This window comes from Leuconostoc falkenbergense, from assembly GCF_045801155.1.
Lineage (GTDB): Bacteria > Bacillota > Bacilli > Lactobacillales > Lactobacillaceae > Leuconostoc > Leuconostoc falkenbergense.
The window spans coordinates 74,981-88,436 of the sequence record NZ_CP174386.1; the positions used below are offsets into that span (position 1 = coordinate 74,981).

At 40.1% G+C, this 13,456-nt stretch carries 14 protein-coding genes; 12 read left to right on the plus strand and 2 right to left on the minus strand.

Annotated features, from left to right (window positions below; translation table 11 throughout):
- Positions 1-173 precede the first annotated feature (173 nt).
- The 6 genes from rpsF to dnaB all read left to right on the plus strand — a co-directional run bounded on the left by rpsF (position 174) and on the right by dnaB (position 5,463).
- The gene (rpsF, locus tag ACI3ES_RS00405) at positions 174-470 is read left to right on the plus strand and encodes a 30S ribosomal protein S6 (RefSeq protein ID WP_004911142.1); all 297 of its coding nucleotides are present in this window, start codon (positions 174-176) and stop codon (positions 468-470) included.
- A gap of 31 nt (positions 471-501) precedes the next feature.
- Positions 502-1,065, plus strand: coding sequence for a single-stranded DNA-binding protein (gene ssb, locus ACI3ES_RS00410; RefSeq protein WP_004911137.1), 564 nt, complete (start codon positions 502-504; stop codon positions 1,063-1,065).
- Positions 1,066-1,097: 32 nt separating this feature from the next.
- Positions 1,098-1,382, plus strand: a complete 285-nt coding sequence (rpsR, locus tag ACI3ES_RS00415) for a 30S ribosomal protein S18 (protein ID WP_004911134.1) — start codon at positions 1,098-1,100, stop codon at positions 1,380-1,382.
- Positions 1,383-1,508: 126 nt separating this feature from the next.
- Positions 1,509-3,536: a DHH family phosphoesterase gene (locus ACI3ES_RS00420; protein ID WP_114667327.1), complete on the plus strand. Its 2,028-nt coding sequence runs from the start codon at positions 1,509-1,511 to the stop codon at positions 3,534-3,536.
- A gap of 9 nt (positions 3,537-3,545) precedes the next feature.
- On the plus strand, positions 3,546-3,998 hold the full coding sequence (gene rplI, locus ACI3ES_RS00425; protein ID WP_004911126.1) for a 50S ribosomal protein L9: 453 nt from the start codon (positions 3,546-3,548) through the stop codon (positions 3,996-3,998).
- A gap of 1 nt (position 3,999) precedes the next feature.
- Positions 4,000-5,463, plus strand: coding sequence for a replicative DNA helicase (dnaB, locus tag ACI3ES_RS00430; RefSeq protein ID WP_114667328.1), 1,464 nt, complete (start codon positions 4,000-4,002; stop codon positions 5,461-5,463).
- Between the two features lie 23 nt (positions 5,464-5,486).
- Here the strand turns inward: dnaB and ACI3ES_RS00435 are convergent, their stop codons facing one another.
- Together ACI3ES_RS00435 and ACI3ES_RS00440 are read right to left on the minus strand one after the other, a co-directional pair.
- Positions 5,487-6,035: a hypothetical protein gene (locus tag ACI3ES_RS00435; protein WP_036066470.1), complete on the minus strand. Its 549-nt coding sequence runs from the start codon at positions 6,033-6,035 to the stop codon at positions 5,487-5,489.
- On the minus strand, positions 6,028-6,528 hold the full coding sequence (locus ACI3ES_RS00440; protein WP_080518949.1) for an aminoacyl-tRNA deacylase: 501 nt from the start codon (positions 6,526-6,528) through the stop codon (positions 6,028-6,030). The genes ACI3ES_RS00435 and ACI3ES_RS00440 overlap by 8 nt, the downstream gene beginning before the upstream one ends.
- Before the next feature lie 75 nt (positions 6,529-6,603).
- On the opposite strand from ACI3ES_RS00440, the gene ACI3ES_RS00445 reads away from it, so the two are divergent.
- The 6 genes from ACI3ES_RS00445 to ACI3ES_RS00470 all read left to right on the plus strand — a co-directional run bounded on the left by ACI3ES_RS00445 (position 6,604) and on the right by ACI3ES_RS00470 (position 13,387).
- Complete coding sequence (locus ACI3ES_RS00445; RefSeq protein WP_004911113.1) at positions 6,604-7,332, plus strand: GntR family transcriptional regulator; 729 nt, start codon at positions 6,604-6,606, stop codon at positions 7,330-7,332.
- A gap of 206 nt (positions 7,333-7,538) precedes the next feature.
- On the plus strand, positions 7,539-9,992 hold the full coding sequence (locus ACI3ES_RS00450) for a phosphoketolase family protein (protein WP_114667764.1): 2,454 nt from the start codon (positions 7,539-7,541) through the stop codon (positions 9,990-9,992).
- A 116-nt stretch (positions 9,993-10,108) separates the two neighbouring features.
- A complete protein-coding gene (gene hisJ, locus ACI3ES_RS00455; protein ID WP_114667426.1) occupies positions 10,109-10,924 on the plus strand; it encodes a histidinol-phosphatase HisJ in 816 nt (271 codons plus the stop codon).
- Positions 10,921-11,577, plus strand: a complete 657-nt coding sequence (locus ACI3ES_RS00460) for an HAD family hydrolase (protein WP_114667427.1) — start codon at positions 10,921-10,923, stop codon at positions 11,575-11,577. Before hisJ ends, ACI3ES_RS00460 begins: the two co-directional genes overlap by 4 nt.
- Entirely contained in the window at positions 11,570-12,091 is a 522-nt protein-coding gene (locus tag ACI3ES_RS00465; RefSeq protein ID WP_114667428.1) for an NUDIX domain-containing protein, read from the plus strand. The genes ACI3ES_RS00460 and ACI3ES_RS00465 overlap by 8 nt, the downstream gene beginning before the upstream one ends.
- A 63-nt stretch (positions 12,092-12,154) precedes the next feature.
- Complete coding sequence (locus tag ACI3ES_RS00470; RefSeq protein WP_114667429.1) at positions 12,155-13,387, plus strand: MFS transporter; 1,233 nt, start codon at positions 12,155-12,157, stop codon at positions 13,385-13,387.
- Positions 13,388-13,456 lie beyond the last annotated feature (69 nt).

Below are 13,456 nucleotides of genomic sequence, written 5' to 3' on the forward strand. Positions count from 1 at the left end.
ATCATAAGTAAAAATTGAACACAAACCGTAAAATAAGTTACCTGTGGAAATAATTTTGCGAAACACTTGATAATAATAGGCGATATGTAGTATCATTAATACCTGTGAATGCATAAAATTATGCGTGCACTCCTTGCAGCTAAGGCTGCCAGAGACCAAAAGGAGGAAATACAATGGCTACATCATACGAATTGACTTATATTGTTCGCCCTGATTTGGATGCGGATGCTAAAAAGACGCTTGTTGAGCGTTTTGACGGCATTTTGACAAACAACGGTGCAACAATTCAAAAGTCAGCAGATTGGGCAACACGCCGCTTTGCTTACGAAATTGCTGGTTACCGTGAAGGTACTTACCACATTATCAACTTCACAGCTGAAGGCGATGCTGCTACTAATGAATTTGATCGTTTGGCTAAGATCTCACAAGATATCTTACGTCACATGATTGTTAAGCGCGACGCAGAGTAATCTGAATTTCCACTGGGAAAGGAGCTTTTAAATGATTAATCGAGTAGTATTGATTGGGCGATTGACCCGCGATGTGGAATTACGTTATACCCAATCGGGTGTAGCTGTCGGCACGTTTAGCTTGGCGGTTAACCGTCAGTTCACTAACGCAAGTGGTGAACGTGAAGCTGACTTTATTAACGCAGTTATTTGGCGTAAAGCAGCTGAAAACTTTGCTAACTTTACTGGAAAAGGCGCACTTGTTGCGATTGAAGGTCGTTTGCAAACAAGAAATTATGAAAACAACGCAGGTCAACGTGTTTACGTGACTGAAGTTGTTGCGGATAATTTCTCATTACTAGAATCCCGTGCAGAAAGTGAAAAGCGTCGTGCACAAAACGGCTCTTCTAACAGCAATGCGGGTAGCTATAATAATGGCTCAAATGACCATTCATTTGGCGGTAATGATAATTCGTTTAGTGGTGTTGATCCCTTTGCTAGTGCGAACCAAGGTTCAGCTAATAAGTCAGCAACATCTGAAAACGATGCCCCTAACCCATTTGCGGCTAGTGGCAACACTGAAATTGATATATCAGATGATGATTTACCATTTTAAATTAAATTAAACACTAAGAAAGGAGCTTTATTATGTCAGAACAAAACTCACGTCCACAAAACTCTGAACGTCCACAACGTTCACGTCGTCCACAAGGCGGCCCACGTCGTCGTCGTAAGGTTGATTTTATCGCTGCTAATCACATCGAATACATCGACTACAAGAACACTGAATTGTTGGAGCGTTTCATTTCAGAACGTGGTAAGATTTTGCCACGTCGTGTAACTGGTACTTCTGCCAAGAACCAACGCAAGGTAACAACTGCTATCAAGCGTGCGCGTATCATGGCTTTGTTGCCTTTCGTTACGGAAGACTAATTCAGCTTAAAACCCAAGAAGTGATTCTTGGGTTTTTTTGTTGTATTTTTTAACTAGACTATCTCATTTTAACCACAGGCCACCCTGTGGTAAAATAGTAGATATGAAAGTTACGAGGAGTAACGCGTGAAACGATTTTTTAATTTTAAAAACTTACCTATTTTTTTCCAAAACACAAAACTAGGCACGGTTGCCTTGCTGCTGTTAGTAGCGAGTGTGATGAGTGTTGTTTTTGCGGTGGCTATTAACTGGATATTTGGTTTAATTTGGTTAGTGGTAGTTGTGATTGGGCTTGTCTTCAGTGGGCAAGCGTTCAAAGAGGTTAGCGAAAACGCGCAGGAATACTTATCAGGATTAGGATATCGTATTGCCCGTAGTGAACAAGAAGCTTTGATTCGTATGCCAATTGGTATTATATTACTGAACCAAGACCAAAAAATTGACTGGATTAACCCCTATATGCAGTCTTATTTGGACAAAAGAGATGTGCTAGGTTTGGAATTATCAGAACTTGATAGTACGCTTGCACAGGAAATTAACAGTTATGCTGATTCGTCTGACACGAATACCATTACTTGGCAAGAGCGACAATTTTCATTATTTGTTCAACAAAATTTACGGGTTATTTATTTAATGGACATCAGTGAATATGCTGCCATTGCTAAACAATATGAGGATCATCAATTGTTCAGCGGTTTGGTATCGGTGGATAATTATGAGGAAGTAACTGAGGGGATGAGTGAATCAGAGACCTCAACGTTACGAACATTTGTCACGCGCTCACTGTCTGATTGGGCGGCAGATCATCAAATCTATATTCGTCGCTTAAACACAGTGCATTACGTAATGTTTGGTTATCAATCCGCCTTGGAAGAGGCAGAAGCTGACAAATTCAGTGTTTTGAAAGCAATTCGTGAAGCGACTGCCCAACAAAACTTACCGGTGACTTTATCAATTGGTATTGCGTATGGCACGCCAGATATTAATCAGCTGGCAAAACTAGCTCAAACCAATCTTGATTTGGCATTGGGGCGTGGTGGCGATCAAGTCGTCGTTAAGGCTGAGGATTCGGCGGCACGTTTTTACGGTGGTGCTACCAACCCTATGGAAAAGCGAACTCGCGTCCGTGCACGTATGGTTTCACAGACCATTTCTGAATTAATTGAACAAGCTGATAACATTATGATCGCTGGTCATGTGATGCCAGATTTGGATTCAGTCGGTGCTGGATTGGGTGTGTGGCGACTAGCCCAGACCAAAAACAAACCGGCGTTTCTCGTGATAGATGAAAAGCAGGTATACAGTGATATCAAATTATTACTGGCCGAACTTAGAAAAAGTCCTGCTGACTTTGTGGCACCCGGATCAAATATTAATGATTCCATTATTGATGAAACGCGCGCGCTTAAATTAGTACGCGATAATACGTTACTCGTTTTGGTTGATCACGCTAACACTAATATATCGGGTGCATCACAATTATTGGCACGACTAGGAAATCGTGTCGTTGTTATTGACCATCACCGTCTGGCTGAGCAAGGGTTAAAAGATAAACCGTTAATGTCTTATATTGAACCATACGCTTCATCAACTTCGGAGTTAGTGGTTGAATTGCTGCAGTATCAAGATCAATCAAATGCGCCAATTACAAAAATTGAAGCCACAGCGATGCTTGGTGGTATCCAAATTGACACAAAGAACTTTACTTTACGTACTGGCTCACGTACTTTTGATGCAGCAAGTTATTTGCGTGCCAACGGTGCAGATAGTAACTTAATTCAGTCATTCATGAAAGAAAAGTTTACGGATTTCAAAGCACGAACTCACTTAATTAACTTAGCGGAAATTCAGGATGGCAATGCGATTGTGACTGGTGAAAACCAAAATAATTATTCAGGGTTAATTACAGCTCAGGCAGCAGATGAACTATTACAAATTAGTGGTGTAGATGCTTCATTTGTGATTACTAAACGTCAAGATGGGCGTGTCGGAATTTCTGCACGTTCAACTGGTGATCGTAATGTTCAACGCGTGATGGAGGCTCTCGGTGGTGGTGGTCATTTGTCCAATGCTGCTACTCAAATTGCTGATGTCACGACTGATGAAGTGAAGGAACAATTATTAGACGTATTGGCTGAGCAAAAAGAAGAATGAGGTTTTAAAATGAAAGTTGTATTTTTAGAAGATGTTAAAGGTCGCGGTAAAAAAGGTGAAGTTAAGGAAGTTCCTGATGGCTACGCCAATAATTTTTTGATAAAAAATAAAAAAGCTGAACCAGCGACGGGGAAGAATTTAGGTGCTGTTAAGGGTCGTCAAAAGGCTGAAGCAAAGGCATCTGCGGAAGAACTAGCAGATGCGCAAAAGTTAGCTCAGTTCTTTGAGGACGAGAAGACAGTCGTTGAATTGACTGGTAAGTCCGGTGCAGATGGTCGTTTATTTGGTGCAATATCAACCAAACAAATTGCTGCAGGACTTGAAAAACAATATAAAATTAAAATTGACAAACGTAAGATGGTATTAAACCAACCAATTCATGCTTTGGGATATACGAATGTCCCTGTTAAGCTTCATCGTCAAGTGACAGCTAACTTGCGTGTGCATGTGAGCGAGGGTTAAGATGGATAATCCGGTATCAAATGAATATCGGCAGGTGCCACAGGATATTGACGCTGAACGAGCAGTGCTTGGCGCCATCTTTTTTGATGTCAAATCAGAGAACGCCATGATTGAGGCGAGTGCGATTTTGGCGCCGGAAGATTTCTATCGACAAGCGAACCAAACTATTTTTAAGGCGATGCAATCCTTGGTTGAGGACAACCGCCCCATTGATATGTTGACACTGCAAGACAAATTAAATAGCATGCAACAACTTGACAATGTTGGTGGCATGTCCTATTTGGCAGAAATATCTGAGTCAACGGCATCTTCAGCTAACTTAAAACACTATGCCAATATTGTTCGAGAGAAGGCGATTTTACGCAAAATGATTGATACGTTAACGCGTAGCATGTCATTAGCCTACGACGCGTCAGAACCAAGTGAAGATTTATTAGATCAATTATCACGTAGCATTGATACTATTGCCGAGAATAGAGGTAGTGAGGATTTTCGAAAAATTAAAGATGTCATTCGGGAATATCAAGCTAATCTAGACGAGGCTGTGAAAAACGATAGTGATGTGGTTGGGTTATCCACAGGATTTCCAGAAATGGATAAAATAACACACGGTTTTCGTAATGATCAAATGATCGTTTTTGGTGCTCGCCCGGCAGTCGGTAAAACAGCTTTTGTACTTAACATTGCGCGTAATGTTGCCAAGAATGAACAAGTGCCAGTCGTTATTTTTGAAATGGAAATGAGTGCGACCGACATTGTTGGCCGTTTATTAGCTGGCGAAGGATCTATTGATTCTAACCATTTGACAACTGGGCAAATGACGCAAGAAGATTGGCAAGCACTCACGTTGGCTATGCAATCTTTGGCACAAATGCAAATCTACATGGACGATACCGCAGGCATTAAAATCAATCAAATTAGTGCAAAACTGCATCAACTTGAACGTGATTTGTTGAATGAAATGTCACCAGAAGATCGCGTCCAAAATCCGCATCCAATCGGACTCGTTGTCATTGATTATTTAGGCTTGATTGAGTCAAATAACACCGAAAGCCGCCAACAAGCAGTTTCTGAAGTGTCAAGATCAATCAAAAAGTTAGCAAAAGAATTAAGTACGCCAATCATAGCGCTCGCTCAATTGAGTCGTGGCGTGGAACAACGTACAGATAAACGTCCAATTCTTTCTGACTTGCGTGACTCAGGTTCTATCGAACAAGATGCTGATATTGTTGCTTTCCTGTATCGTGATGATTATTCTCGTGATGACAGTGAAGATGGCGAAGGTGATCCTCGTGAAGAACAAGAAGCAGTGCCGATTGAAGTGATTTTTGAAAAGAATCGTGCTGGTGCACGAGGGACTGCGACATTAATGTTTAACAAGCCAACTTTCAAATTTAATGCCATGGCGCCATTATATCGTGATGATATGAATGCTGGCGTTCCTGATATGAGTTCTGGTTGGTAAAAAAAAGCGCGAATGCGCTTTTTTTATTGGAAAAATATAAATTTGATGGTAGTGATGATTACAATGAGTGTCAGATAAAAAGGTGTTCCTCGCCAAAAATTTTGCCAGTCAGCTTGAGAAAGATGAAATCCCAACAACAGACTGACTAAAATGAAGACAATAATGATATTTCTAATGTGCCAACCAGTAATCCAGCCAAAGGATAACAAGAACCAAATAGTTAGGCATATACCAAGAATGGGTGCTAAACTAATAAAAAAATTGCCTAGGCGTTGATAATAGCTTTTTGGATTATATTCACGATTAACATAACCTAATATGCCGTCCTCACTAATTTGCCAGAGACAAAAGCTGACAATGTGATGCCGAAAAATCAAGGCGACAGTCAAGTGGCTTAATTCGTGTATTACGACGCCAAAAAAGCTTAAGATAGCCGTAAGATTATGACCTAGTCGCTGATTGAGTTGATCTGTCAAATAGGATGAGAGACTACCTACTAAATAAACAATAATAATTGGTAGGATAAAGAAAAAAAGCAGTTGCTCGCCCACCATATTTAGCCAATCAGTCATGTTCTAGTAAATCTACGAATGAGGCACCAACCAGCAATGCAACATCTACGGGATTAATTTTGTCAGAGCGACCCAACTCACCACCACTTACCAAAATGTACGGTGCATTTTGAGCAGTTTGCTCGAAGAAAATTGGGAAGTGCTTATTTTGCCAAATACCGACAGGATTATTGGCCCCGTGAATGTAGCCAGTTGTTTTTTGCAATATTTTTAATGGCAACATGCTGACTTTTTTATTACCAGAAGCAGCCGCTAACTTTTTTAACGATAGATGTGATGTAATAGGGAGCACAGCAACAATTGGACCAGTTTTATCACCTTCTGCGGCTAAGGTCTTATAAATATCATCATGTTTCACGTGAAACGTCTCTAAAATAGCGTCACGTTCGGCTTCTGATTTGTCAAGAATGTTGAGAGACAGCGCTTCGTATGGAATGTTATGCTTATCCATTACCTGCTCGGGCAATGTTTTTTTCATTTTCTTTTTACTCATGCTCATATTTTACCACAATTGGAACAACCAATAAAATGACTGGTCAGACCAATATGTGATATACTTATTAACATTATGTCAGAACCTATCTATGTTACCGTGCAAGCGGACTTAAAACAAAAAATTTATCAAGGCGAATTTGCTAATTTGAAACTTCCAGATGAGCGATCATTAGCTGAACAGTATGATGTTTCACGTTCGTCAATCAAAAGAGCGCTCAATGTGCTTGTTCAACAAGGGGTCATTTTCAAAAAACGTGGCAGCGGTACTTTTGTCAATCCATTATATTTGAAGAACCATGCTATTTTCCAGCATGAAGGATCAAATCTTGGTGTTTCTGATTCTTTTCGTGTCGACGGCAAAGCACCGGCAATTGAATTAATAGATTTCAAGGTCATCCCAGCAACGCCAGAGCAGCAACAAGCACTTTTCTTAAATGAGGGTGACTTTGTTTATGAAATAAAACGGTTACGTCGTTTGGAAGGCGTGCCATTTATGATTGAGCGTGGTTATGTGCCGATTAGCGTTTTACCAGGTCTGAATCGTGATATTGTTTCAGGTTCAGTTTATGAATATATTGAAAAAAATAAACACCGTTCAGTTACAAAGTCGTTTATGACAATTATGGCAGAACCATCAACTGAAGAAGATCAGAAATTATTAAAATTATCGGAAAAAGAGCCAGTTGGGATTATGGAAGGTATTTTTTTCATGGATGATGGTACGCCGCTTGAATTTTCAACAATGCGTTTGCACTATAAATATCTTCGTTATAATGCCTTTGTCAGTCTTGACTCAGAATGAAATACTGCATTTAGCAGTTTTTTTAGAGTCCAAAATATTGGACCGTACCAAAATCTTATCTGCGCCAACCAAAAAAACAATAGACCAGAACCAATCTAATCTTTCTTCTTGAACTCACTACTAAAATCAGTTATACTGTAAGAGTAAATAACGGAAATAGGTTCGTGTTTTACGATTCTCTCAAAAAATAAGGAGTACTTAATCTCATGGCAGATTTCGATTCAAAAGAGTACTTAGAACTCGTTGATAAGTGGTGGCGTGCAACCAACTACTTGTCAGCTGGGATGATCTTCTTGAAGAGTAACCCACTGTTCTCAGTAACAAACACACCAATCCAAGCCGAAGACGTTAAAGTAAAGCCAATCGGTCACTGGGGAACCATTTCAGGTCAAACATTCTTGTATGCACATGCAAACCGCTTGATTAACAAGTATGATTTGAACATGTTCTATATCGGTGGTCCAGGTCACGGTGGTCAAGTTATGGTCACGAACGCTTATTTGGATGGCGAATATACAGAGGATTACCCAGAAATCACACAAGATTTGGCAGGTATGAGCCGTTTGTTCAAGCGCTTCTCATTCCCAGGTGGAATCGGATCGCACATGACAGCTCAAACACCAGGTTCATTGCATGAAGGTGGTGAATTAGGTTATTCATTATCACACGCCTTTGGTGCTGTTTTGGACAACCCAGACCAAATTGCTTTTGCAGTTGTTGGTGATGGTGAAGCCGAAACTGGTCCATCAATGACATCATGGCACTCAACAAAGTTCTTGAACGCCAAGAACGATGGTGCCGTATTGCCAATTTTGGATTTGAACGGCTTTAAGATTTCTAACCCAACAATCTTCTCACGCATGTCTGATGAAGAAATCACAAAGTTCTTTGAAGGTTTGGGTTATTCACCACGCTTCATCGAAAACGATGATATTCATGACTACACTGCTTATCACGAATTAGCAGCTAAGGTCTTGGATCAAGCAATTGAAGATATCCAAGCTATCCAAAAGGATGCGCGTGAAAACGGTAAGTACCAAGACGGTACAATTCCTGCATGGCCAGTTATCATTGCTCGTTTGCCAAAGGGTTGGGGTGGTCCAACACATGATGAGAATGGTGATCCAATCGAAAACTCATTCCGTGCTCACCAAGTGCCATTGCCTTTGGCACAAAACAAGCTTGAAACTTTGACACAATTCGAAGAATGGATGAATTCATACAAGCCAGAAGAATTGTTCAACGCAGACGGTTCATTGAAAGATGAATTGAAGGCAATTGCACCTAAGGGTGACAAGCGCATGTCAGCTAACCCAATTGCTAACGGCGGTCGTCGTCGTGGTGAAAAGGCGCAAGACTTGACTTTGCCTGATTGGCGTCAATTTACCAACGATATCACAGATGATAATCGTGGTACTGAATTGCCAAAGCAAACACAAAACATGGATATGACAACACTTTCAAATTATTTGGAAGAAGTTTCAAAGTTGAATCCAACATCATTCCGCGTGTTTGGTCCTGATGAGACGATGTCAAACCGTTTGTGGAGTCTCTTTAACAGTACTAACCGTCAATGGATGGAAGAAGTTAAAGAGCCAAATGACCAATATGTAGGTCCTGAAGGTCGTATTATTGACTCGCAATTGTCAGAACACCAAGCAGAAGGTTGGTTGGAAGGCTACACATTGACAGGTCGTGTCGGTATCTTTGCTTCATATGAATCATTCTTACGTGTTGTCGACACAATGATTACACAACACTTCAAGTGGTTGCGTCACGCTTCAGAGCAAGCATGGCGTAATGATTACCCATCATTGAACTTGATTGCAACGTCAACGGCGTTCCAACAAGATCACAATGGTTACACTCACCAAGATCCAGGTCTATTGACTCACTTGGCTGAAAAGAAGTCAAACTTCATCCGTGAATACTTGCCAGCCGATGGTAACACATTGTTGGCCGTTCAAGCACGTGCGTTCTCAGAACGTCATAAGGTTAACTTGTTGATTGCTTCAAAGCAACCACGTCAACAATGGTTTACTGCTGACGAAGCTGATGTATTGGCTAACGAAGGTTTGAAGATTATTGATTGGGCTTCTACTGCACCTTCTGGCGATGTTGATATTACATTTGCATCTGCTGGTACAGAACCAACAATCGAAACTTTGGCAGCTTTGTGGTTGATTAACCAAGCGTTCCCAGAAGTTAAGTTCCGCTATGTCAACGTTGTTGAATTGCTACGTTTGCAGAAGAAGTCAGAACCTAACATGAACGACGAACGTGAGTTGTCAGACGAAGAATTTAACAAGTTCTTCCAACCTGAAACACCAGTTATCTTTGGCTTCCACGCGTATGAAGATTTGATTGAATCATTCTTCTTCGAGCGTAAGTTTGAAGGTGATGTATACGTTCATGGTTATCGTGAAGATGGTGACATCACAACGACATATGACATGCGTGTTTACTCACACTTGGATCGTTTCCACCAAGCTAAGGAAGCAGCAGAAATCTTGTCAGCAAATGGTAAGATTGATCAAGCAGCTGCTGATACATTTATCGCTAAGATGGATGAAACATTGGCAAAGCATTTCGAAGTCACTCGTAACGAAGGACGTGATATCGAAGAATTCACTGACTGGAAGTGGTCAGCACTTAAGTAAGACAAAGTGCGACTTCACCATGAGTGAGAGATTAAGCGAATCAGTTAATTCTGGTTCGCTTTTTGCTTTGCAAATATGTAGAATGGTTGTATTGAGTAAAATTAAGGTGAAAAATCATGTTAAAAAAAGACGGACATACACACATTCCTAATCTAATAGATCACAAAAACAATGACAACTTAGATGATTTAATTGAACGTGCAATCTCACTTGGATTTAAAGAATACACCATCGCTGCAACGGCACCTTTACCAGATGAATCAAATGTGAACCGATCACAGCTAGGTCTCACGTCAGATGATTTGACGACTTACAAATTAGAAGTGGATCGGGTAGCTGATAAGTATCAAAATCAAATCCTTATTAAACGTGCATTTGAAATCAACTACTTTTCGGATTATGAAAATCAAATGCGTCGATTTTTGCGTTCACAAGCAGAGTGGGTAGATGAAGTAATTTTATCAGTGCACTTTATGCCAGATGATACGGGTATATTGCGTCGTATTGATGATAATGCCGAAATCATTAGCAGGTATTTTGCTAAGACGCTAACAACACCTCAAGTGTTCTACCAACGCTATTTTGCATTAATGGCCCAGAGTGTTGAAGCCATTATTGGTGTCAATAAACCTATCCGAATTGCTGATTTTGGTATTATTAAGCGTTTCCAACAGACATTAAATTTACCTGATTTTGATGATAGTATTTACAAACAGATAGGTGATATATTTCAAATGATGGCGACGCGTGACTATCAGTTAGAAATCAATGCTGCTGGATTCAATGACGTTGGTTATGGTGATACCTATCCAGCGTTAGATGTGGCTGCCTCAGCTTTTGATATGGGTATTGACGTTGTTTATAGTTCTCATGCCCAGAGTGTTAGTGAGGTGGGTCAGTTTTTTAATGAAATAGAAGAGGTTATCAAATGAAAAAAGCAGCATTCTTTGACTTTGACGGTACTTTAGCAAATACCGAAAAACTATCAGTATTGGCAACGCAACAAGCGTTTAAACAAATAAAATTACCCGTTCCTGATGCGCAAGACATTGTGCATTATCAGGGTGTTCCGATTGAAACATCATTTTCTAAATTAGGTGCTAAAGATTTAAACCCGTCAGAACTGCAGACATTATATACTAATTTTCGTGCCGCTTATCAAAGTGGCGAGTCCGCAGATACAATAACAGCATTTCCGGGAATAGTGGCAGCATTGGCACAACTAAAAATTGCTGGTGTTGAGCTGTTTATTATGACGAGTAAAAAGTCTGCGGTAGCGCAGCGCAATCTAGCGATTCTTAATATTAACCAATATTTTAGCGATATTTACGGTTCTGATCGCGTTGTGGCATTTAAGCCATTACCTGGTGGTTTATTGCAAGCTATGGCAGAGCACCATATTGATGACAGGCAAGCTATAATGATAGGCGATGCAACATTTGATATTGACGCTGGCAATGCTGCAGGGATTGATACAATTGCAGTTACGTGGGGATCACATGACCAGGCGATTTTGGAAAAAGCTCAGCCTAATTATATCATTAGTGATGCGAAGCAATTAACGGAGATCATTATTCATGAGTGATCAACGTGCTGATAAATTAGGCGAATTATGGGACGTTTATACACGTCAACGACAACTCACTGGGCGAACCCATCGACGTGGTGAACCGCTGGCACAAGGTGATTACCATATGGTTGCTAATGCGCTAGTTTTTAACCAAGACGGGGAATTACTTGTTCAGCAGCGATCGTTCAAAAAAATGGCATTACCAGGTGGCTGGGTTTTGGCGATTGGTGGGTCAGTTTTGCAAGGAGAAACATCATTAGAAGGTATTCAACGAGAGGTTGTCGAAGAATTAGGCGCACAGACAACGCAATTTGAACGAATTCGGACTAGTTGGGAAAAAGATTGGTTTGATGACTTATATGTCACTATCATTACTCAGACATTGGACAGTTTGAAAATTCAAACTTCTGAAGTTGAGCAAGTGACTTGGTTATCAATCAAAGACGCACAAAAAATAAGCAGTGACCCAGATTATTTAGACGACGATATTCTAATAAAAGCACAGCGCATAGCCCTTAATATGATATAATTTATTTTTATTATTTTAAGTATAAATTGTCTGGTGATAAATCACAGGCTCGAGGGAGAAATTATGTCTGATTTTTTTAAATTAGATCGCAATATTCAATTGCGAATTGTGATGATGTTTATCACAATTGCAATCGGTTCTTCAGTGGGCCCAAATATGACAATATATTATGTGGATTATTTTGGTCCTCTTGTAACTGGTATATTATTAGTGGCAGTGCAAGTGGCTGGTTTTGTAGCTGGTCTATATGGTGGTCATTTAGCTGATAATTGGGGCAGAAAACGAGTGATGATTGGTGGCATTACGACCATGACGGTTGGTTATATTCTAGCAGCTGCAATGAATTCACCATTGTACATTAATCCATATCTAACTTTTTTTGGTTTTTTAATGGCGACTTTGGGTATTAGCTTTGCTTCACCAGCAGAAGAAGCAATGATGATTGATGTATCAACATTACAAAATCGTAAATTCATCTATGCCATGATCTATTGGGTCATTAATTTGGCGGTCATGATTGGGGCAGCTTTGGGTGGCTGGTTTTTCAAAACAGCCCGATTCGAGTTGCTTCTGGGCACAGCATTAGGGGCGCTGTTGAGTTTGGTAATTGTTGTCTTATGGATTACTGAAACTTTTCCCGCCTCAAAGCGTACGGTTCATGGCCAGTCAGTCTGGTCAGTAGTTAAAAGCTATCGAGAAGTTTTTGCCGATAAACGTTATCTTAAGTTTATGATTGCTGCTATCGGAGCGACAGTTATTTTTTCGTCACCTGATTATTATTTAGCAGCGCACCTAGGACAGAGTTTTAATAATACAACTATATTTGGCGTGCAAATTTTCGGTCAACGAATGCTTTCTGTAATTACTGTAACCAACACATTAATGATTGTGTTATTAATGGGAACTATGACTAAACTGTTTCAAAAGTGGTCAAACATGAAAGCAACTGCCGTAGGAACTGCGATTCAGGGGGCCGGTTTTGCTTTGTCGTTTTTATTGAATGATTTTTGGCCATTATTTTTGGTGGCAATTTTTCTGACATTAGGTGAAATGATTGTGACACCAGCGCAGCAGTCATTGCGCGCGGAAATGATGAATCAGCAAAAAATTGGTACTTATAGTGGTTTTAGTGCCGCAATGCGACCAGTAGGTTTTATTATTTCATCTGCGATTGTGAGTGTTTCCACGTTTATCGGCAATGTCGGCGCCGCAATTATTTTGTTGATTGCAACGGGTATCAGTATTTGTTTTACGTATTTATCTGTTGTGATGTTGCGTGAAAAAAGAACAGTCTAATTAATAAAATAGTAATCGATGTTTTGAAAGCGATTACTTTTTGCTATAATGTAGTTACACTAAAATTGG